Source organism: Plesiocystis pacifica SIR-1 (assembly GCF_000170895.1).
GTDB lineage: Bacteria > Myxococcota_A > Polyangia > Nannocystales > Nannocystaceae > Plesiocystis > Plesiocystis pacifica.
Genome location: NZ_ABCS01000019.1, coordinates 40,543 through 62,119, shown reverse-complemented (window position 1 = coordinate 62,119; position 21,577 = coordinate 40,543). Strand labels below are relative to the sequence as shown.

At 69.6% G+C, this 21,577-nt stretch carries 16 protein-coding genes; 9 read left to right on the top strand and 7 right to left on the bottom strand.

Annotated elements, in window-relative coordinates:
* Positions 1-2: 2 nt before the first annotated feature.
* The 3 genes from ilvD to PPSIR1_RS12240 all read right to left on the bottom strand — a co-directional run bounded on the left by ilvD (position 3) and on the right by PPSIR1_RS12240 (position 4,598).
* Positions 3-1,682 (bottom strand): dihydroxy-acid dehydratase, encoded by a 1,680-nt coding sequence (ilvD, locus tag PPSIR1_RS12250; RefSeq protein ID WP_086001263.1) that lies wholly within the window; start codon positions 1,680-1,682, stop codon positions 3-5.
* Between the two features lie 565 nt (positions 1,683-2,247).
* Positions 2,248-3,618, bottom strand: a complete 1,371-nt coding sequence (locus PPSIR1_RS42505) for an FHA domain-containing protein (RefSeq protein ID WP_006971379.1) — start codon at positions 3,616-3,618, stop codon at positions 2,248-2,250.
* Positions 3,619-3,683: 65 nt separating this feature from the next.
* A complete protein-coding gene (locus PPSIR1_RS12240) occupies positions 3,684-4,598 on the bottom strand; it encodes a LysR family transcriptional regulator (RefSeq protein WP_006971378.1) in 915 nt (304 codons plus the stop codon).
* A gap of 299 nt (positions 4,599-4,897) precedes the next feature.
* Here PPSIR1_RS12240 and PPSIR1_RS12235 point away from each other — a divergent pair, with 299 nt between their 5' ends.
* A complete protein-coding gene (locus PPSIR1_RS12235) occupies positions 4,898-5,305 on the top strand; it encodes a RidA family protein (protein WP_006971377.1) in 408 nt (135 codons plus the stop codon).
* Between the two features lie 73 nt (positions 5,306-5,378).
* Here PPSIR1_RS12235 and dnaA read toward each other — a convergent pair whose 3' ends face one another.
* The gene (gene dnaA / locus PPSIR1_RS12230; RefSeq protein WP_006971376.1) at positions 5,379-6,740 is read right to left on the bottom strand and encodes a chromosomal replication initiator protein DnaA; all 1,362 of its coding nucleotides are present in this window, start codon (positions 6,738-6,740) and stop codon (positions 5,379-5,381) included.
* Positions 6,741-7,704: 964 nt separating this feature from the next.
* Here dnaA and rpmH point away from each other — a divergent pair.
* From rpmH to PPSIR1_RS12205, 7 genes are all read left to right on the top strand, one after another.
* The gene (gene rpmH / locus PPSIR1_RS12225) at positions 7,705-7,857 is read left to right on the top strand and encodes a 50S ribosomal protein L34 (protein WP_006971375.1); all 153 of its coding nucleotides are present in this window, start codon (positions 7,705-7,707) and stop codon (positions 7,855-7,857) included.
* A 56-nt stretch (positions 7,858-7,913) separates the two neighbouring features.
* On the top strand, positions 7,914-8,501 hold the full coding sequence (rnpA, locus tag PPSIR1_RS42500) for a ribonuclease P protein component (RefSeq protein WP_006971374.1): 588 nt from the start codon (positions 7,914-7,916) through the stop codon (positions 8,499-8,501).
* A gap of 32 nt (positions 8,502-8,533) precedes the next feature.
* A complete protein-coding gene (gene yidD / locus PPSIR1_RS50125; RefSeq protein ID WP_198154500.1) occupies positions 8,534-8,869 on the top strand; it encodes a membrane protein insertion efficiency factor YidD in 336 nt (111 codons plus the stop codon).
* Positions 8,869-10,611, top strand: a complete 1,743-nt coding sequence (gene yidC, locus PPSIR1_RS12215) for a membrane protein insertase YidC (RefSeq protein WP_006971372.1) — start codon at positions 8,869-8,871, stop codon at positions 10,609-10,611. The genes yidD and yidC overlap by 1 nt, the downstream gene beginning before the upstream one ends.
* Positions 10,612-10,732: 121 nt before the next feature.
* Positions 10,733-11,233 (top strand): Jag family protein, encoded by a 501-nt coding sequence (locus tag PPSIR1_RS12210; protein WP_045115864.1) that lies wholly within the window; start codon positions 10,733-10,735, stop codon positions 11,231-11,233.
* Positions 11,234-11,383: 150 nt separating this feature from the next.
* Positions 11,384-11,530, top strand: a complete 147-nt coding sequence (locus PPSIR1_RS47730) for a hypothetical protein (protein ID WP_006971370.1) — start codon at positions 11,384-11,386, stop codon at positions 11,528-11,530.
* 14 nt (positions 11,531-11,544) lie between these two features.
* Positions 11,545-12,885, top strand: coding sequence for a tRNA modification GTPase (locus PPSIR1_RS12205; protein WP_045115863.1), 1,341 nt, complete (start codon positions 11,545-11,547; stop codon positions 12,883-12,885).
* A 3-nt stretch (positions 12,886-12,888) separates the two neighbouring features.
* Here the strand turns inward: PPSIR1_RS12205 and PPSIR1_RS42495 are convergent, their stop codons facing one another.
* From PPSIR1_RS42495 to PPSIR1_RS12190, 3 genes are all read right to left on the bottom strand, one after another.
* A complete protein-coding gene (locus tag PPSIR1_RS42495) occupies positions 12,889-14,622 on the bottom strand; it encodes a glycoside hydrolase family 5 protein (RefSeq protein ID WP_006971368.1) in 1,734 nt (577 codons plus the stop codon).
* Positions 14,623-14,749: 127 nt separating this feature from the next.
* The gene (locus PPSIR1_RS12195) at positions 14,750-17,674 is read right to left on the bottom strand and encodes an FG-GAP-like repeat-containing protein (protein ID WP_006971367.1); all 2,925 of its coding nucleotides are present in this window, start codon (positions 17,672-17,674) and stop codon (positions 14,750-14,752) included.
* A gap of 242 nt (positions 17,675-17,916) precedes the next feature.
* Complete coding sequence (locus PPSIR1_RS12190; RefSeq protein ID WP_006971366.1) at positions 17,917-19,989, bottom strand: HEAT repeat domain-containing protein; 2,073 nt, start codon at positions 19,987-19,989, stop codon at positions 17,917-17,919.
* A 326-nt stretch (positions 19,990-20,315) separates the two neighbouring features.
* Between PPSIR1_RS12190 and PPSIR1_RS12185 the strand changes: the two genes are divergently transcribed.
* Positions 20,316-21,392 carry an ADYC domain-containing protein gene (locus tag PPSIR1_RS12185; RefSeq protein ID WP_232296472.1) on the top strand — a complete coding sequence of 359 codons (1,077 nt, stop codon included), beginning with the start codon at positions 20,316-20,318 and terminating at the stop codon, positions 21,390-21,392.
* The last annotated feature ends 185 nt before the right edge of the window (positions 21,393-21,577 follow it).

The window sequence follows — 21,577 nt, the reverse complement described above, 5'->3', positions numbered from 1 at the left end:
AGTCAAAACTGCGGACGAGAAGTCGTGGCGCCTTCGCTGGCCGAGTCGACCAGCGCGGCGAACTTGGCGAGGGCGCCGGTGAGGTAGCGAGGCGCCTTCGCGGCCGGGCTTCGCCGGGCCTCGAAGTCCGCGTCGAGCACGTCGAGGCGCTGGCCGACGACGTCGATGCGCACGCGGTCGCCGTCGCGGAGCCTGGCCAGGGGGCCGCCCCGGGCGGCCTCGGGGGCGACGTGGCCGATGACCAGCCCGTGGCTCGCCCCCGAAAAGCGCCCGTCGGTGATCAACGCCACGCGCCCGCCGAGGCCCCGACCCACGAGGGCAGCCGTGACCGCCAACATCTCGCGCATGCCCGGGCCGCCGGCCGGCCCCTCGTAGCGGATCGCGACGACGTCGCCGGCCTCGACGGCGCCGGCCTGCACCGCGGCGAAGGCCGAGTCCTCGTCGTCGAACACCCTGGCGACCCCCTCGAACACCTCGGGGAGCTCGGGGGGCAGCTTGAGCACGCAGCCCTCGGGCGCCAGGTTGCCGAACAGCGCCATGAGCCCGCCCCGGGGCGCGAAGGCCTGGCTCGCCGGCCGGATCACCCGCTGCCCCTCGCGCTCGGGGGCGTCGGCGACCAGGGCCCGGAGCGAGGGCCCGTCGACGCTCGCCCCGTCCTCGCACAGCCCGGCCTCGAACAGCCGCCGGGCGAGCAGGGCCGTCCCGCCGGCCTCGCTCATGTCGACGGCCAGGTAGCGCCCCGAGGGCTTGAGGTCGCAGAGCACGGGGGTCGCCGCGCAGACCTCGTCGAGCTCGCGCAACGAGAAGTCGCAGCCGGCCTCCCGGGCGATGGCGAGGATGTGGAGCACGGCGTTGGTCGAGCCCTTGCTCGCGGCCACCCCCGCCGTCGCCCGGGCGAAGGCCGCCCGGTTCAGCAAGCTGCTCGGCCGGAGCTCGCGCTCGAGCAGCTCGAGGACCTGACGCCCGCAAGCCTCGGCGACCTCGAGCTTGGCCGGGTGCGTGGCCGGAATGTCGTTCGCGCCCAGGGGCGAGAGCCCGAGCAAGGTCAGCACCTGGGCCATGGTGTTGGCCGTGAACTGGCCCCCGCAGGCCCCCGCGCCCGGGCACGCGCTGCGCTCGATGGCGTCGAGCTCGTCCGCGTCGATGCGCCCGGCCGCGCAGGCGCCCACGGCCTCGAAGACCTCCTGAATGCTGACGTCGGCCCCCCGGTGCCGGCCCTTGGCGATCGAGCCGCCATAGAGGACCAGCCCCGGACGATCGAGGCGCGCGAGGGCCATGGCCGCCGCCGGGATCGTCTTGTCGCAGCCCACGATGACCACGACCGCGTCCAGGCTGTGCCCGCGCACGGCGAGCTCGATGCTGTCGGCGATGACCTCCCGCGAGACCAGCGACGCCCGCATGCCCTCCGTGCCCATGGAGATGCCGTCGCTGACGACGATGGTGTTGAACTCGAAGGGCGTTCCGCCAGCGTCTTGGACCCCGCGGCGGACCGCCTCCCCGAGCCCGCGCAGGTGCACGTTGCAGGGGGTCACGTCGCTCCAGGTGTTGACCACGGCGATCAGCGGCTTGGCGAGGTCCTCGTCTTCGAGGCCCGTGGCGCGCAGCATGGCCCGGGCGGGGGCGCGGCTGGGCCCGAGGGTGACGAGCTGACTGGGTCGTTGAATGGGCTTGGAGTCAGACATTGAAACGACGTTTGAGTGCGAGTCGCGAGTGCGGTGATTGGAGGCGAGGCAAGGCGCGGCCGAGGCCGGGTCAAAGGACCCACCTGCGGGCGTCGACGCCCTCAAAAGCGAAAGCCCCGCGACCTTGGGAGGTGCGGGGCTCTGCGCTTCGAGTTGCTGTCTCGCGTCAGAGCCCCGCCCCACCTCCAATGACGAGGACGAGGACGAGAGCGAGGACCGGAAGGCTCGAGCCGATCAATTGCGAAACGCCCGCTAGCACGGGGCTAGGGGCGCTCAGAAGCACGAATTCGCCAGCGGAGGGCGTCTGGCCGCGGGCGGCCGAAGACCAGGCCGCGGGCGCGGTCCTGGCTTGGCTCGGTGCTGCGGCGCCGTGCATGCTTCAAGCCTTAGCCGGCTTCGCCGTGGGGGTCAACGAAAAGCGACGTGCCCCGTCGTGGATTTTCGGTGAGCTCACACAATGGCTATTTACTTTCTTTTTAATCATCCACTCCAAAGCTGGTCGATGCTTTGCATCGCCTCCAACCAGGGCCCAGCTCGTGCCCAAGCGGTGAAAGCCCCTCGCCCTTCAAGGCGGCTGCCGGGCGGCCACGCCTTCGGCGATGTGCCCCGCAGCGTTGCGCAAGAAGTTGAGCTCGTGGTCGCTGAAGGCCCGCACCTTCGGGCCCAGGCGATCGAGGTAGACCACGCCGCAGTCGAAGGCCATGGTCTTCAAGGGCGCGCACAAAGCCGTGCTCGGCAGCGAGAGCAGGCGCGCGGGGGTCTCGCCCCGGCCGATGAGCAGGTCGCGGACGCACAGGCCCCGGCGCGTGCTGAGGACCTCGCGGACCACCCCCTGCTCGAGGTCCGGCGGCATGGAGCGGTGGCCCGTGCGGCCCTCGGCGTAGATCCCCCGGGCGACCAGGCTCGGGCCCTTGAAGGCCAGCAGCAGGGCCCGGTCGGGCTCGAGGGCGCCGACGAGCAGGTCGAGCATGGCCGCCCAAAAATCCGCCAGGGGCGAGTCGCCGCGGGCCTGCTCGAGCAAGCGCCCGAGGGCGGCGTTGAGGTCCGGGCCCGACTCCACCTCGATGTCGATGACCAGGCTCTCCTCGAGGTCCACGTCGACCTCGAAGTCGATGGAGCTGCTGTGCCCCACCTCAACGCTGTGCTCGAAGCTGTCCGCGTCGCCGCCGTGGAGCTCGATGCCGTACTCCGAGTCGACCGCGGGTCGGGCAGCCTTGCGCGCGGCCGGGCGGCGATAGAGCGGGTTCCGCATGACCTTGGTCTGCTCGACGCGGTTCTCGACGCGCACGTCCTTGGCCCGCAGGGTCTCGTCGCGGTAGCGCGCCGCCGAGAGCAGCTCGAAGCGCAGGGCGTGGGCGCCGACCTGGACCAGGTCGCCGTCGTCGAGGCGCACGGGCTCGTCGATGCGCGCCTCGTTGACGAAGGTCCCGTTGGTGCTGCTGAGGTCCTGGACCTCGTAGTGCTGCCCCGTCCACTTGAACTGCACGTGGCGGCGCGAGGTGTCGTCGTCGACCAGCTGGATCACGTTGCCCGGGTCGCGCCCGGCCGTGCAGGTCCGCTCGCCGAGCAGGAAGGTCGCCCCCGCCCGCGGCCCGGCCACGACCCGCAGCCAGCCCGTGATGATCTGGACGTCGCGCGCGGGCAGGTCGGTCTCGGACTCGTAGATCAGCACGTAGCCCCCGACCTCGATCCAGTCGCCGTCGCTCAGCGCCCGCCGCTCGACCGGCACGCCGTTGACCCGGGTCCCGTTCTTGCTGTCCAGGTCGACCACCTCGTAGTGGTCCTCGACCCACACGAACTCCAGGTGCCGCCGCGACGCCTTGCTGTCGCGCAGCTCGATGTCGTTGCCCGCGTCGCGCCCGGCCGTCAGCTTGTTCTGGTCCAGGCGGATCCGCGCGCCCGCCTGCGCCCCGGAGCTGATCTTGACCCAGGCCATGTCGGCCCATGATCCGACAAGCGCGAGGGCGGCGCAATGCGTGACCCCGACAGCGGCCGCCCCGGTCACGCGCCCGTGCTCGGGTGAGGCAGCTGCGCGATGACGAGGTCGATGAACTGCCGGACGCGGGGCTCGAGCATGCGCTTGCTCGGGTAGAGGGCGACGATCTGAGCGACGCCAGCGTCGATCTCGGGGAGGAGGCGGACCAAGCGTCCCGCGCCGAGGTCCTCGCCGACGAGGAACTCGGGGAGGTAGCCGATCCCGAGGCCGGCCAGCGTCGCGTCGCGAATGGCCTCGCCGCTGTCGAGGGCGACGCGGGAGCGTGGACGGTGGCGCGCCCGTTCACCGTCGGCGCTCGTGAGCGTCCAAGCCTGCGAGGTCGTTCCGCTGCGGAACACGATGCCCTCGTGGGCCTCCAGCTCACCGAGGGTCCGCGGCGTGCCCTCGGCGTCGAGGTACGCCTGCGACGCGCACATGAACACCTCGTAGCGCGCGACGACGCGGGAGATGAGGCCTTCGCTCGCGCTCGCGCCCCCGATTCGGATCGCCAGGTCGAAGCCCTCCTCGACGAGGTCGACCGGGCGATCGGTGAAGCTGATCTCCACGCGTACGCTCGGCCACCGCTCCAGGTACCCGCGCACCAACGGCATCAGCACCCTGCGACCGAAGGCGTCGGGGACCGTGAGTCGAAGGGTTCCGCGGGGCTCACCCACGTCGCCGCCGACGCTGGACTCCGCGGCCTCGATCGCTTCGACGATCCGAACCCCTCCTTTGTAGAAGGCCCGCCCTTCGTCGGTCAGGCTGACAGCGCGGGTGGTCCGGTACAGCAGCTTCGCGCCGAGGCGAGACTCGAGGCGCAACACGGCCTTGCTCGCCGCCGAGCCCGTGAGACCGAGCGCGCGACCACCCCCGACGAAGGTCCCCGCGTCGGCGACCGCCATGAAGATCAAGATCTCGTTGAGCTTGGCCTGGGTGCTCATCGCAGCCGTCGAGTTCAGGGGCTGTGAAGGAATTCACAGCCCCTTCTATTTTAGCCGTCGTGGACGACGCCACGCCCTCCCTGCCCCACGTCCACGACTCAGGGACTGTGAGTAAATCACAGTCCCTGTCTATTTTAGCCGTCGTGGACGACGCCACGCCCTCCCTGCCCCACGTCCACGACTCAGTCTCGACCAGGTCGACGGGGCTGGCGAGGCGAAAATTCGTCCTCAGTGCCGCGAACCCAGTTCAGCAATCGAAGGTCTACCGTTAGCGAGCAACACCCGCAGGGCCCACGAGCATGAACACTCCGATCCGTCGCTTCAACCCACCGGGACTCTTCGACTCGTCCGTCAACCATCACTCCCAAGTCAGCGTCGTCGAGCCGGGTGAGCTCGCGTTCTTCTCCGGTCAGGTCGCCTGGAGGCCCGACGGCACACCACCCCCGGACTCCCACGGGGAGCAGACCAAGATCGTCATGGACCACCTGCGCACCTGCCTCGACTCCGTCGGCGCGACTCAGGACGACATCGTGGCCCTGCGCGTCTACGTGGTCGACTGGACCCCCGACAAGAGTGAGGCGATCTTCGCCCCCCTCGCCGACTTTCTCGACGGCGTGGAGCCCAGCATCACGGGCGTCGGCGTCCAGGTGCTCGCGGGGCCCAAACTCCTGATCGAGGTGGAGATGGTGGCCCGCGTCCCCGGCTGAGCGCGCCAGAACGAGCCATCGGCCTCACGCACGCCAGCCCGCGAGGTCCGTCCCCGAGCCGGCTCGGAGAGCCTCAGCTCGCCAGCTGGCCGCGCAGGGACTCGACGGCGCCGCGCAGCTCCTCGTCGTCCTCTTGGAGGGCGGCGATGCGCTTGCACGCGTTGATCACCGTCGAGTGATCCTTGCCGCCGAAGCGCATCCCGATCTCCGGGAAGCTCGAGTCGGTCAGCTGACGGCACAGGTACATGGCGACCATGCGCGGGCGGGAGATGCCCCGGTGGCGGCGCTTGCCCTTGAGATCGCTGATGCGCACGGAGTAGTAGCCGGCGACGGCCTTTTGCACGGCCTCGATGGTGATCGGGGTCTTGTCGACGCGGCGCTTGCCGAGCACGGACTCGACGAAGGCCTTGTCGATGGCCACGCCGCGCAGCTGGGCGAAGGCGGTCACGCGCAGCAGCGCGCCCTCGAGCTCGCGGACGTTGGACCGGACCAGCTCGGCGATGGTCAGGCAGACCTCCGCAGGCAGCTCCATGCCGTCGCGCTCGGCCTTGGCCTGGACGATCGCGATGCGGGTCTCGAGGTCCGGCGGCTGGACGTCGGCGACCAGGCCCCAGTTGAGCCGGGAGGTCAGCCGCGCCTCCATGCCGGGCATGTCCGCGGGCACGCGGTCCGAGGTCACGACGATCTGCTTGCCGGCCTCGTAGAGCGCGTTGAACACGTGGAAGAACTCGTCCATGGTCCGGTCGCGGCCGGCGATGAACTGGATGTCGTCGATCAGCAGGCAGTCGCAGTCCTTGCGGTAGCGCGCCCGGAACTCGTCGAACTGGTTGTTGCGCACCGCCGTCACGAACTCGTTCATGAAGTGCTCGGCGCTGAGGTAGACGATGCGCAGGCTCGGGTCCTTGCGGTGCAGCTCGTGGCCGATGCCGTGCAGCAGGTGGGTCTTGCCCAGGCCGACGCCGCCGTAGATGAACAGCGGGTTGAAGCGCGTGCCCGGGGCGTCCGAGGCGGCCATGGCCGCGGACGCGGCGAGCTCGTTGGACGCGCCCTTGATGAAGGAGTCGAAGCGGTAGCGGGGGTGCAGGCCCGTGGGCGCCTCGGGGCCTCGGCGCAGCGTGACGGTCGGTTGCGCGGCCGGACTCTGAGCAATCGAGGTCTCGGTGGACGACGCGGCCGGAGCCTTCGCGGGCTCGGCGGGCTCGACGATCTCCAGCTCCACGCCAAAGCGCCGGCCCTGGCGGCCCTCGATCTCATCGAGGACGAGCGCGAGGTAGTGCGTCTCGAACCACTCCTTGAGGAAGCGGTTCGGCGCGTGGAGGCGGAGGCGGTCGTCCTCGATCGAAGCGAGCCGGATGGGCCGAAGCCACATGTCGAAGGTCTGCTTGTCGAGCCGGGGTTCGAGCCCCTGCAGTGCCTCGCTCCAAATGTCCGCCATGAGCCTCCTGTCCACAGCTCCGTCCTGCCTGTGGATAACTTTCAAGTGGTTGAAAAGATGGGGGATTTCTGGGCATAGAAGTCCCCCTTCCACAGCCTGTGGAAATCGGGATTTCGCAGGATCTGTGGATCTCGTAACGCGCCGCATGGCGCGCACGTGGGGTGCGTCTTCGCCGCGATATCCTGGCCGAGCGGGGCTCGGTGGGGGCCGGTGAGACCCGTGCCGCAGCGGGGGCCCGGGTTTGTACTCACCCCACCCCCTGATGTGCAAGCGCCGTCATCCGCGCGGCTGATAACTCCATGAAATCACTCGATTTTATGATCTCACAAGGGGCTGAGACCGCGCCGCCACACACCTGCAACAGCTCCGAGGTATTTCTCAACTATCTGGAATCACTCCATTTTTTCAGGGGCTGTGCAGGGCCGGGGCAGGCCGATGGCAACAGCAGCGACTTTGCGCGGTCCGAGGCCCGCAAGTCCGCTTGCCATGCGGGTTTGCGAGGCCGAGCGAAAGTAAGTTCTCAAGGATCGCAAAGACGTGCCAACGCCGCATGGAAAGCGCACGGGGTGTCTGCTCGGGATCTTGGCAACTCTCGATCCAAAGATCAGTATCTGTGTAGGCGCCACGAGGCGCGGGTGACCGTATCCTCGGAGGCTGGCCGGGTCCATGCGCGCGCGATGGTCCGTTCTTGGCAAGGGGCTCCAGAGCCCCCGAGAGCACCCCAGCGACCCCTCGACCTCGAAATTCGCGCCCATGGGAGAGCCGATCTCGAGATCTCCTCGGCGACGTGCGACAAGTCGTCCAAGGCCCCTGGGATCTCGGCGGCAAGTGGTTTGACAGGGTCCGAGCGCGCTGCTATCGATCCGCTCCCTTCGCCGCCGAGCCCCCATCTGGACCCTCCTTCGTCCCCCGGGATCGCTCGAAACTCGAATGTGCGAGATGGCGAGCGGGGAGATTTTTCGTCATGGCCAAGCGCACCTACCAGCCCCACAACCTGAGCCGCGCCCGCACCCACGGCTTCCGTGCCCGCTCCGCGACCAAGAACGGCCGCAAGATCCTCGCGCGCCGTCGTCGTCGCGGCCGCAAGCGCCTCGCCGTCACGACCGGCGGCAAGTGAGCCTGACACCGTAGGAGGGCTCGCCCTCCCGGCTCATCGAGCCCCAAACCGTCTTCATGCGCCCGCAAGGATTCCCGGCCAAGCTGCGTCTCAAGCAGCGCCGGGAGTTTTTGCGGGTTCAGCGTGGGGGCCGCAAAATCCACGTCCGCCACTTCATGGTGTTCAGCTCGCCGCGGCGGACGGTCAAGACCCAGCCCGCGCCCAAGCGCGGCGGGGGCGGCGACGCGGACGGCGAGGGACGCCCAGTCCCCGATTCGTCCAGCTTGCCGCCGACCCGCTGTGGCATCACAGTGACCCGCAAGGTCGGAAACGCGGTGGTCCGCAACCGGATCAAGCGCCTCGTCCGCGAGGTCTTCCGGCAAAACCGCACCCGGCTGCCGCCGGGCCTCGACATCGTGTGGGTCGCCAAGCAACAGGCCGCTGAGGCCAACTTCTCTGCGGTCCAGGCCGATTTCGAGCGTCTCCTCGTCGAGCTCGAGCGCGCCCCTTCGCGGCGCGATCGAGACCGGCGCGACCGCTCGCGCCAGGGCAAGGGGCGCGGCAAGGGGCGCAACGACAAGGATCGCAAGCGCGGCGGCGCCAAGCAAGGTGATGGCCGCGCCACCAAGCGACGTGAGCCCGCCCCCAAGGAGCGCGGTCAGTGAGCGGCCCGAGTCGGCTAGACCTTGGCGAAGTGCTGTGGAGTCTTCCCAGGCGCGGCGCCATCGCGCTGATCCGCGTCTACCAGCTCTTGATCTCGCCCATGCTCGGACCGCGCTGTCGCTTTTATCCGAGCTGTTCCCGCTATGCCTGCGCGTGCCTGGCCGACCACGGCTTCGTTCGCGGCAGCTGGCTCACACTCCGCCGCCTGTCCCGCTGCCATCCTTGGCACCCCGGCGGCTACGATCCGCCCCCACCTGTGCTATCGGGGGCCAACTGCTCGGAGCAAGCGCCCGAGCGGCAAGACGCGCCGACGACGGTCGAGGCGAGCAACGGACTCACCGACCTGGGCGCTGAGGAGGCTCGCACCTGATGGAGATGAAGCATCGCATCGCGCTCGCCATGGCGCTCTCGATCCTGATCCTGTTTGGGTACACCTACCTCGTACCCTCGCCGGAGCCGACGGACGACGCCCTCGCTGAACAAGAAGGCGGGAGCGAGACGGGCGGCGAGACGGGGGACGAGACCGGTGGATCCGACGACGGAGCAGGGGCGCCCGAAGCCGGCGAGCCCGCCCAGCCCGGTCAGCCCGTGGAGGCCTCCCCGGCCGTCCCGGACACGCAGATCGAAAAGAGCGAGCACCGCATCGCCAACGAGCTCCTGGCGGTCACCGTCGACAGCGAGCCCGGCGGTCTGATCAACCACATCGAGCTCCTCGACGACCAGTTCCGCAACCGCGAGACCAACGAGGGCGAAGACTTCCTGCTCTTCGACGAGGCCGCGGGCAGCGACAAGACCCTCGAGTTCGGCTTCCTCGCTGACGAGACCGACTTCGGCTGGGGCCGCGGCGCCCGGGCGCAGCTGGTCGAGGCCGGGGACGACCGCGTCCGCTACGTCCGCCGCAAGGGCGACGTCGAGGTCGTCGAGACCCTGACCCTGCTCGACGGCTACGAGGCCAAGTACGAGGTCCTGGTCCGCAACTTCGGCAAGGAGAGCGTCGCGCACCGCGTCGAGCTGACCACCCGCATGGGCCTGGGCAGCTCGAGCAGCCGCTACGACGTCCACCGCGCCCTGTGCCGGGCCACGGACAGCCTCGAGGAGTTCACCTTCGACGACGTCGAGGACGAAGAGGACGTCGAGAAGGTCAAGGGCGGCCTGCACTGGTTCGGCGTCGACAGCAAGTACTTCCTGCAAGCGGTGATCCCCAGCGAGACCTTCTCGGGCTGCGTGGTCGACAGCGACGGCGCCGGCTCGGGCATGGTCAACACCGCCATCGGCCGGCAGATCACCCTCGAGCCCGGGCAGCAAAAGTCCTACGAGTTCGGCCTCTACCTCGGGGCCAAGATCGACTCGATGCTCGGGGCCTTCCCCGAGAGCGAGGGCCTCGAGGCCGCCGAGGGCATCGCCTTGACCGACGCCATCGACTGGGGCTGGTTCGGCGCCCTGTCCGAGTACCTCGGCGGCATGATGCTCGCCCTGCTCCGCTACTTCTACGGCCTCACCGGGGTCTGGGGCGTGGCCATCATCATGCTGACGGTGGTCATCAAGCTGACCCTCCTTCCGCTGACCATCAAGCAGTACCGCTCGATGCGCAAGATGAAGGAGATCAACCCCGAGATGCAGGCCCTGCGGGAGAAGTACAAGGACGACCAGGTCAAGATGAACCAGGAGATGCAGGCGCTGTTCTCCCGGCACGGGACCAGCCCGCTCTCGGGCTGCACGCCCATGCTGCTGCAGTTCCCGATCTGGATCGCCCTGTACGCCATGCTCGGCGCCGTGGTCGACCTCTACCACGAGAGCTTCCTGTGGCTCCCGGACCTCACCCAGCCCGACCCCTACTACATCCTGCCCATCGGCATGGGCGCCCTGATGTTCCTGCAGACCAGCATGAACCCCAATCCGGGCGGCGACGAGATGCAGGCCAAGATGATGAAGTGGATGATGCCGGGCGTCTTCGTGGTGATGATGCTCTTCCTGCCCTCGGGCTTGGGCGTCTACATCTTCGCCAACATCACCCTCTCGCTGATTCAGAGCTTCATCCAGCTCAAGATCCCCTCCAAGGACAAGGACGGGGACGGCGAGAGCGGCGACAAGCCCGCGGGGGCCACGGCCTGAGCTGACGCGCAGCCGAGCCTCTGCGGCGATCCGCGAGGCTCCCCCCGGAATTTGCCCGGCGCGCTTTTCAAGGGCGCCGCAGGGCCTTAGAGTCATGCCCCCTACGGAGCCCAACGCGCCCATGTCCGATCAAAACAGCCGCAAGGACGACGACCTCCAGCAGCGCATCACCGATGCCGTGCCCGTCGTCCGCTCCTTCCTCGAGACCGTCCTCGGCCTACTCGGCGTCGAGGTCGAGGTCGACATCGACGTCGAAGACGACGGACTGCACTGCGACCTCAACACCAGCGACGAGGAGGGCGGCCTGCTCATCGGTCGCCACGGCGCGACCCTGGACGCGCTCCAGTACCTGACCCTCCGCGTGCTGCAGGCCGAAGGCCTCGGCCGCATGCGCATCACCCTGGACGTCGGCGGCTACCGGACCCGGCGCGAGCGGGTGCTCCGCGAGATGGCCGAGAACGTGGCCAAGAAGGTCCTCGACAACGGGCGGCCCTACCACTTCGAGCCGATGAGCGCGATGGAGCGCCGGGTCGTGCACATGGCGATGAGCGAGATCGACGGGCTGCGCACGGAGTCCGAGGGCGAAGGCCGTCGGCGCCACGTCGTCGTGTTCCGGGATTAGGCCTTCATTTGAAGGAGGGGCGTTGCACGCCCCTTCCCCAGCCCGCGCTCGACAGCGCGTTGGTTCGCCGTTGGCGAACTGTCGCCAGCCATCTCCTGCACCTCGAACGAGTCGGAGTGGCGAGGTCGTGCGCGCTCGCCACCTATACTCGTGATCGACGAGGTCGGGACGATGAAGGCTGTCATCTGCAAGCAGGCGAGGCTGCGCTTCGTCATCGGCCTCGGGTCACCGGAGCGGCACGCGAAGATCCTCATCGACCCCAAGAGCGACGCCTCGGAGCCGGTCGCGCCTCGCTGAGCAGCCAAGCCCCCATGATGGAGCCAGACCTCGAGCCCACGCCCCCCGCGACCATCGTCGGCGTCGCGACCGGACGCCCCGACGGCGGGGTGGCGATCGTCCGCCTCAGCGGGCCTGCGGCGCGGACCATCGCAGCGGCCATGCTCACCGGCGAGCTGCCCGAGCCCCGCGTCGCGGCCCTGCGCCGGCTGGTCCTCGGCGAACGGGCGCTGGTCCTCGACATGCCCGGGCCGCGCTCGTTCACGGGCGAGGACGTCGTCGAGCTCCACGTCCACGGGGGCGAGCGCAACGTCGGGCAGGTCGTCGAGGCGGCCCTCGCAGCCGGGGCCAGCCCGGCAGGGCCCGGGGACTTCACCCGCCGGGCCTTCGAGCACGGCCGCCTGAGCCTGGACCAGGCCGAGGGCATCGCGGCGATCATCGGCGCCCAGACCCAGGGCGCGCTGGACCAGGCCCGACGCCTCGTCGCCGGGGAGCTCGGTCGGGCGGTCGAGGCGGTCCACGGGCGCCTGCGCCTGCTCCGGGTCGAGGTCGAGGCCAACCTCGACTTCCCCGAGGACGTGTCCGCGGCCGACGAGGCCCGCTTCGCCGAGACGGCCGCGAGCTTGCGCGTCGAGCTCGAGGGCTGGCTGGCCCGCTTCGAGGGGGGTCGACGGGCCCGCGAGCGCGCTCGCGTAGTCCTCGCCGGGCCGCCCAACGCGGGCAAGAGCTCGCTGTTCAACGCGCTCTTGGGCCGCTCCCGGGCCCTGGTCTCGCCCACCGCCGGGACCACCCGCGACTTCGTCGAGGCCGAGCTCGAGCTCGAGCGCAGCGTCGCCCTGGTCGACACCGCCGGGCTGCGCGAGGCCAGCGAGGACGCCATCGAACTCGCCGGCGTGGCCCTGGGCCAGGACCAGCTCGCCGGCGCCGACGTGGTGATCTGGCTCGAGGGCGCCGACCAGCCGGCCTTGGCGGAGAGCGAGCGCCAGCGCTGGCTCGAGGGCGCCGACACGGCGACGGTGATCCCCGCGCTCGCCAAGGCGGACCTCGACAGCCCGCGCGTCGTAGCAGGCTGGCTATCCCTGAGCGCCCACACCGGGGCGGGCCTCGACGACCTGCGCCGAGCCCTCGCCGACGCCGTCCGACCCGGCGAGCAGTGGATCGGCCTGGCCCGCCACCGCCAGTGCGCGGCCGAGGCCGTCGAAGCCTTGGGCGAAGTCGAGGCTCAGCTCCGCGAGGGCCTCGGCCTCGAGCTCGTGGCCTTCTCCCTCGCCGTGGCCCAGACCCGCCTGGGGGCGATCACCGGCCACACCGGCCTCGGGCCCGTGGGCGAAGAGGTCCTGCACGCGATCTTCTCGAGCTTCTGCATCGGCAAGTGAGGCTCAGGGGAGCAGCGCCTCGGCGAACACCTCGCGCAAGCCCGGGACGGCGTCCGCGTCGGTGGGCAGCTTCTGCGTGGGGTCGCCCTGGAAGATCGGGAAATTCCACTCGTGATAGGAGTGGTAGGTGAAGCTGAGCTCCCGCTCGAGGCTCAGCGCGAGCATGTCGGCGACCCACGCCAGGCCGCCGCGGCCGTCGGCGAAGCAGTGGTGGATGAGGCCGAACTCGCCGAGGTAGAGCGGCACCTCGTTGGCTGCCCCCCACGCGACGACGCCGTCGAGCTCGGCCGCGAGCGCGTTCCGGTCGCGGACCAGGACCTCGCCGTCGACCTCGAAGTAGTCGAGGCGAAACAGCGCCCGGCTCTCCTGCGTCCAGTCGCCGTGGGGCGAGGGCTTGGACTCGTCGGACACGTCCTCGCCCTTCATCCAGCCGCCCACGCTGTAGCGATGACCGGGCTTGGGGGCGAAGCGCATGCCGCCGTGCCCGAGGCTGGCGTCGTCGGTGGTGCCCTCGATGACCAGGCAGCTGCCCGCGCGGCAGCCCGTGGTCGCCACCGCGCTCGCGCCCCCGCCGTCGGCCGACCAAAAGTACCAGCCATCGTCGCTGTCGAGGGGATCTTCGACGACCACGCGCACGAACTCGCCGGCCTCGTCGTACTCGCGGATCACCAGCTCGTCGAAGTAGGCCTTGCCCGCGTTGAGCTCGCTGATCAGCGCCGGACCCACGAGCGCCATGCCCTCGGGGATCGCGTAGGGCTCGCTCTCGAACTCGGCCCACTCGCTGTCGCCCGGGGGCAGGTAGGGCGGCGGCGCGGGGCTGTGGCTCCAGTCGGCCCAGGTCGCGTTGGCCGAGGACACCCGGCTCTCGTCGGGGTAGACCCCGCCCTCGCCCATGCCCAGCCAGTCCGCGTACTGGTGGGTGTAGGCGAAGGGCGAGTAAAAGTGGAACTCGTAGAGGACGTTGTCGTCGGGGAGCAGGAAAAAATTCTGGTTGGCGTCGACGCCGAAGTCGTCGCCCACGGACAGGGTCCGCTCGACGACGATGAGGTGGCGATCGTCGACCTCGCGGATCGCCGCGGTCGCGGCCGTGGCCAGCTCGACCCACTGCTCGCGGCTGGCCGTGGGCCGGGGCTCGTTGATGAGGTCGAAGCCGGCGACGGTCGGCTCGTCGGCGACGTGCTCGGCGATCGCGACCCACAGCGCGATCAGCCGCTCGCGGCTCTCGGCGTCCTCCCACAGCGCCGCGCCCTCGCCGTTGGACTGAAAGCCGCCCTGGGGCAGGTGCATGTTCAAGATCAGCACGACCCCCTGCTCCTTGGCCCAGGCGATGTTCTGGTCGAGCCAGTCGAAGCCCTCCTGGCGGTAGCTGTAGGGCTGGGCGTCGCTCTCGAACAGCTGGTAGTTCAGGTAAAAGCGGGTCGCGTTCATGCCCATGGCCCGCAGCCGCTCGAAGTCGCGGGCGTCGTGGTGGAAGGCGGGCGGGCTCGGCGAGCCCTGCCAGACGTTGTTCCCGAACGCCGCCCCGCGCAGGAAGATCGGGCCCTCGTCGTCGACCAAGGTCGCGCCCTCGGCCCGGATGAAGCCCACCGGCGGGCGACTCTCGCCCTCGGCGCTCGAGCTCGGCTCGTCGAGGGGCTGCCCGCCCCGACAACCCAGGGGGGCGCAAGCGAGCGCGGCCAGGGCGAGGCCCAGGCGCGCGAGCGAAGGACGAGACGAGGGCGAACGCGTCGGGACCATCACTGCCCCGTGGCGCCGCGGGCCCGATCTGGGATGAACTTTCCTGCCGCGTCCCCCAGAGCCACCAAAAGGGCGAACCCGCGGGGTCCGAAGACCGCCGCGGGCTCGCGCGCATTGGGGCTGACGACTAGCGGAAGAAGCTGCCGTCGAGGTCCCAGAGGGTCCCGCCGTCGGCGTTCGAGGACACCTCGGTGCCGCCGTAGCCGTCGCGGCGCAGGTACTTGCCGGTGTGGCGGTTGCGGACGCGGTAGGTCGTGGCGCTGGCGTTGCCGACCTTGACCAGGCTCCAGTGGTTGCTGTGGGCCGAGTTCCAGATGCTGTTGTTGGCCTGGAGCGCGCCGGTCTCGGTGTGCAGGTAGGTGCCGTCGCCCGCGTTGCGGATGCGGTAGTAGCCGGCGTACTCCTCGAACACCCACTCGGCCTGGTCGGGGTTGGTCAGGATGTTGGCCTGCTTGTCCGAGGTCTGACCGAGGCCGCCCACGGTGTTGAGGACGTAGACGTTGCCGGGGGTGCGCAGCTTGGTGCGGCGGAAGGGCAGCTGGACGCCGTTGGCCCCGTGCCAGTCGGTCCCGCCGAACTGGCCGTTTTGGTCGGCGTAGTCGAGCCAGCGCTTGCCGTCGCGGTCGCGGCACAGCAGGTCGTCCTTCCCGTCGGCGTTGAAGTCGTCGACGATGATGCTCGCGCCGTCGTGGTGGCACCAGCCGCTGCTGATCGACCAGTCGGTCCCCTGGAACTGGCCGTTGGCGTCGGCGTAGTCGATGACCTTGGCGCTGCCGTTGTCGCACAAGGTGTCGTCGCGGCCGTCGCCGTTGAAGTCACCGGTGAGGAAGAGCGAGCCGTTCGAGCACCAGCTGCTCGCGGTGTACTCGGTCCCGCCGAAGCCGTTCGAGCCGTTGTTGTAGTCGAGCCAGCGGCCGCCGTTGTTGGTCCCGTGGCACATCCAGTCCTGGTGCCCGTCGCCGTTGAAGTCGCCCTCGTGGAGGGTCTCGTTGTTGTTGCACCACGTCGAGCTCGAGGGCATGTGGTCGCCGAAGTTCAGCGCCTGGGTGGCCGTGAAGAAGGGCGCGTAGCTGCTCAGCCCGGCCCACTCGGCGATGGTGTGGTTGTGCTCGCCGGTGCAGCCCTTGGGCTTCCAGCACAGCGGCCAACCGAACTTGTAGCCGATGCTGAACGAGATGTCCCCGGACAGGGTCGTGATCTGGGCGCCCGCGTCCTGGTTGAACACGATGCGCTGGGCGTTGAGGACGTCGAAGTTCTGGAACTCGACGCCGGCGTTGAAGGGCACCTGGAGGTCGAGGAGGTTGAGGGTGGCGATCAGGCTGCCCCACAGCCAGCCGCCGTAGTTGACCTCGACGCCGCCCTTGGCCGCGATGTTGAAGTAGGGCTGGAAGGTGCCCTCGACCTTGACGCCGCGGGGCGTGACGTAGGGGGTGATGCCGGTCTCGTCGCCGTTGATGCCCAGGGTGCTCTCGACCCACACGCCGGCCGTGACCGAGCCGCAGCCGTCGTCGAAGCCGATGCCCGCGAGCATCCACTTCTTGCTCAGGCCCAGGTCCGTCTCGACGCCCGCGAGGGACAGCATGTCGTTGAGGCTGACGAGCTGGCCGTCGGCGATCTGCAGCTCGAACTCCGGGATGATCTCGGTCACGAAGATCTGCGCGCCCATGGCCACGCCGCCGCCGCCCCAGTCGTAGGCGATGAAGGTGCCGTAGATGTCGACGAGGTTGACGTTCTGGCCGAACACGGTGGCGTAAGAGTCGACGCCCGCCTCGAACCAAGAGCCCGCGCTGTAGACCTCGATGCCGCCCTCGGTGGTCGTCGGGAAGTCCGTGCTCGAGTTCTCGAGCCAGGTCTTGAAGGTCATGCCCGAGTTGGCGAAGCCGCCCCACTTGCTGGCGGAGGTCCAGCTCTGCTCCCACACGTCGGCGCCGTTGGACTTGGCCGCGCCGGCGAGCTGCTCCGCGGCGAGGGCCTCGGCGGCCTCGACGGTCTGGCGGACGACGACGACCGGGATGGCGCCGCAGTCGTTGGCCCGGGGCTCGAGCTCACCGTCGGCGCCGTAGATGGCCTGGTCGAAGTCGGCCTCGAGGCAGCTGACGACCTCGAACTCCTCGACGTCGGCCCAGCTGCCCTCGGCGATGGCCTCGAGGGCCTGGCCCTCGATGTAGAGCGAGTCGGTGTTGGACACGAGGCCGTAGCTCTCGACGGACACCTCGCGGGCCGTGGGCACCCCGTCGAGCCGATCCTCGAGGCGGGTCAGGGGCAGGCCGTCCTCGCTCGAGCCGAGCGGGCGGATGCGGTGGTTCAGCCGGAGCAGGCCGTCGGCGAGGCCCTGGCCCTGGTCGAGGCCGGTCACGCGGGAGTCGGCCGAGATCGAGAAGTGCGGCGCCTCGCCGAGCTCGGGGGTCTCGCCCTCCTCGTTGGTCACGCCGACCACCGCGACGACGGTGTCGAGGCCGAGGGACTCGAGCTGGGCGTCGTAGCCGGGGTTGTCGTTGACGCTGTAGACGGTCTCGCAGGACTCGCAGCCCTCCGCGCTCAGGGCCGAGGCGGCGACGATGTGGAACAGCTCCATGCCCTCGCCGGAGGCCAGCGGGCTGTCCTCGGACACGCCGGGCACGATCGCGTCGCGGTCGCCGAGCTTGTTCCACGGGTCGAAGGAGGTGAACATCTCGACGTCGTCGCGGCCGGCGAGCTGGAAGCACTCGTTGTGGAGCACGAACTCGGCCTTTTGCTCGAAGGCGACGGTCTCGCCCTCGGCGTCGTGCTGCGCCGGCATCGAGCCGAGCACGCAGCCGGCGGCCCCGTCGAGGGTCCGCATGCCGACGAGCAGGTCCGTCTCGTAGGCCGTGCCGGAGGTGGTGCCGGCCACGGTCACGCGGACGGGATGGTTGAGGTAGATGGCCCCCTCGGAGCTGAGCTCGAGGCTGGTCACGTCGATGCGATCGCTGCGTAGGTCGTCCTGGCTGGCCGACTCCGCGTCGCCACACGCGGTGGCCAGGACGGGGAGGGTCAGGGGAAGGGCGATGGAAAGGATCTTCTTGGTGTTCATGGTCCAGGTCCCGAGGGCGCTGCCCTCTCTTCGCAACCGGTAGGCCCGGGACCTCGGACTTCGTTCCTCGAAAAAGCGATTGTTTTTGCGCGACGAAGCTCTCGTCGGTGTCGGCGGGAAACCTGCATTTTTTGGGGAACGCGTCGGCTCACAGCCCCGGATGAAGCCAGTGCCGAACACAAAAAAGAGCGCCCGGCACAATCGCCGGGCGCTCGAGGCAGGTACGGAAACGAAAGGGAGGTTCAGCGCTTGGCGACCCAGCGGCCCCCCATGTTGCGGCCGATGGCGGCCAGGGCCTTGGGGTCGACGTTCTCGCGGTCGAGCTGGGCGCGCAGGTGGTCGTCGAGGATCACCCCGGCGTCCTCGCTCCCGCGCTTGGCCGCCTCACCGATCAGCGCCATGGCGGCGCGGCGCTCGGCCTGGGACTCGGCGCCCAGGGAGCTCGAGGCCAGATCGACGAGGGCCTCGCTCGGCGCCGCATCGCCCGCCCGGGCCACGGTCGCGGCGGTCTCGAAGGCCTGCGTGCGCACGACCCGGTCTTCGTCGACCATGGGCGTCTCGAGCCGCGGGAAGGCCTCCTCGGGGGACATCTGGCGCATGGCCTTGGTCGCCGTCGAGCGGATCTTGGGGCTCTCGTGGTCGAGGTAGCGGCCGACGGCGTCGCCGAACTCGTCGTGGCCCGCGTTGCCAGCCGCGGCCAGGGCGTGGCCGAGCTGCTCGTCGTCGGCGGGGGCGTCGAGCCAGCCGTGGATGGTCTCCCGAGCCTGGGCGGCGATGGCGGGGTCGCTGGTCGCCGTGTGCTGGGCGACCGCGCCCAGGGCCAGCGCCATGGTGCCTCGCTCGATGGGGTGCATCGCCTCGTCGAGCGCGCCCTCGACCACGATGTCGAGCATCTCGACCCGCGGCGAGTCGACCATGCTCATGGCGTGGGCCGCCGCGATCTGGTTGCGCACGCTCTCCCCGCGCAGCAGCGTGGTCAGCCCGTCCTTGGCCGCGTCGGTGTTGGCGTTGCCCAGGGCGTAGAACACACCCATGCGCGCCAGATCTTCGCCGTCGAACTCCCCGGCCTCGAGCATGGCGACGAGGGCCCCGGTCTCCCCGGGGTTGGCACGCAGCCACTCGGTCAACATGGCGCCGTAGTCCCCGACGCCCTTGCCGGCCTCGATGAGCTCGCGGTAGCGGTCGACGACGTCGGCCATGGGCACGCCGACGAGCTCGGGGTCGAAGTTCTCGCTCTGATCCACGCGCGCCGGCGGGGCGATGCCCCAGCTCCAGCCGCCGTCGTCGAGCTCGACGGCGGGCGAGAAGCTCTCGAAGCGCCCGGTCTTGGCCGTCGTGGCGCGCAGGTGGGCGCCGAAGGGGCTGTCGCCGAAGCTCAGCTCGAGGTCGCGGAAGTTGCTCAGGCTCTCGAACCACACCCCCGGCGCGAGCTCGGCCTCGATGCTCGAGTCGACCACGGTCATCTCGACGGGCGCGAACTGGACGGCCCTGGCCGAGGAGCCGCGCATCGGGTTTTGGCCAAAGCTGCGGACCGTGCCCTTTAGCTTGCCCTCGCCGTCGTACTCGTAGACGGCGTCGTAGCGCCCCGTGTTGTCGAAATTGTTCCCGCTGTAGCTGTTGGACTTGGCCAACGAGCGCGGGGCCCAAAAGCCCAGGCCGCCGACGAGGATCTGCTGCTGGCGCGTGGCCTCGAGGTCGCCCTCGGTGCGCCAGCCGTACTCTTTGACGCCGCAGCGACCGTCGACGCGGATCAGGAAGGTGTCGTCCAGGTTCGCCGAGGGCTCGGGCTTGGAGCCGCCCTCCTCGGTCTTTGCGACCATGCCCCGGTCGCGGATGCGCGCGGCGAACACGGTGCCGCCGTCGTCCTCGGCCGCGACGGCGACCAGGTCCATGTGCCAGTCCTGCTCGACCTCGTGGATCTGAGCGGCGTCCGCGTCGATGTCGGCCCGCGTGCCCTGCTGCTGCTGGTTCGAGAGCGAGCTTTGGACCTCGGCGACGGTCTCCCCAAAGTCGATCTCGACCCGCGTCTGGGTGTGGATGTCGTAGCCCATCTGGGTCCCGACCTCGAAGCTGCAAGGCAGCGCCGAGCCGCCTGCGCTCCCTGCGAAGGTCCCCTTCACGCGCGGGGCCTCGAGGGTCGCGCGCTCGGAGCCAGCGCCGTCTTCGGAGCTCGAGTCCGAGCTCCCGAGGACGGACATGCCGTATACGCCGAGCCCGAGGGCGAGCACGCTGGCCCCGACGACGAGTCGGGGGTTGGCGAAATTCCGGGCCTCAGAGCGGGCGGAGGAGGAGGAGTTGGGCTTGGCGGCGTTCATGTCGTGGCGTCCTCGAACGACTCGGTAGGGCGGCCACCCCCGTTGGCGTTCCCGAAAAACTTCGAGGTCCTCGAACGCGAGGCGTGACCAAGCTCCAAACACGGATCTGGCGCCGAGAAGAGCCCGTTTTTGCCCAAAATGGCTCTGCTTCGACGCCGCGACTCCAAACGCACTCCGCGACGAACCAGTGCCATCCCACCGCAATTGAACTCGAACGCGCGAGCACCTCCCGACCCCGGGTCGAGTCCCCCCTTCGAGGCCGTGAGCTCGCTCCGCGTGACGTCCTGGAACGCGGGCTGCCTTGGCTTACCTATCTGAGCGTGACCATGCTCGACAGTGTGCTCAACCCCGAAACTCCGTCCTCTCTCCGCCGACGCCTGTGGGTCGTGGGCGCCGCGTGCCTGGGCCTCGGCCTGAGCCTCGCCGGCTGCGTCGAAGACGACGACGGCGACACGGGCGGCGACGACACCTTCCGCGAGCGCGTCATCGGCGTGGGCTACTGCCCGCCCGAGCTGTGCGGCAGCAACAGCGACATCGGGGGCGCCTTCTCCTTCGACTCGCGCAGCGTCGACGCCAACGCCAACATGATCTTCGTCACCGCCATCACCCCCGAGGGCGACGAGGCCGTGATCCGGGTGCTCCGCGACCGCCTCGAGCTCCAGGTCGGCGACAACCCGCCCCTGCAAAACGACGAGATCGTCGGCTCCCAGCTGGTCTTCGACCACGTCGAAGACGGCGTGGCCACGGGCGAGCGCACCATCATCCACGTCGACGGCTTCCAGCTCGACGCCGTCGAGACCTGGAGCTCGCCCAAGGCCCAGTACTCGACCTACACCTTCACCTTCCGCGACTCCGACGAGCCCGAGGAAGACCGCAAGCCGCTGTGCGCCGAGTACCCCTGGCCCGACTCCTTCGGCCTCGACAACCTCGACTCGACCGCGGGCCTCTTGGTCCAAAGCGAGAGCTACGACTGGTACGGCCGGGCCATCGAGAACGTCGAGGACCCCTTCGACTGGGCGACCCTGGGCTGCATGGGCGGCGCCTACGCCAAGAAGGTGCTGATGGGCTACGACCCCCACCACCCCGGCACCCCCGGCGAGGAGGGCAAGCCCGACCTCCAGCAAAACGAGGTCATGATGCGCATGCTGACCGCGCGCTACTGCGAGGGCGAGAACCACACCGACCCGGGCACGCCGCTGTACTGGCAAAACGAGTGGGGCTGGAACAACTTCGACGACACCGAGGTCGAGCTCGAGGCGCTGTGGACCCCCGACGGCGTGGCCTGCCTGAACACGCCGCGGCTCGTCGACCGCGCGGCCGTCGAGGCGGACTGCGGGACGCTCCCGACCTGCGACGACTTCGACGCGGCCGACTACCACATGGCGTCCTACCGAGTGCTCTGACCTACCCCCACGGGCGCTTCGTACCGGGGACGCTTCGTCGCTGCCCGCTCCTCCGCTCGAGCCGGTGGGCAATGGTGTTCGTCCCTTCGAGAAGGCCTGTGGTCGCCCCCAAAGGGGGCGTCATTTGGCGGACATGAAGACCGCTCGGCCCCTGCTGAGTGGTTTTTTCGTGGGCGGTTCACCGG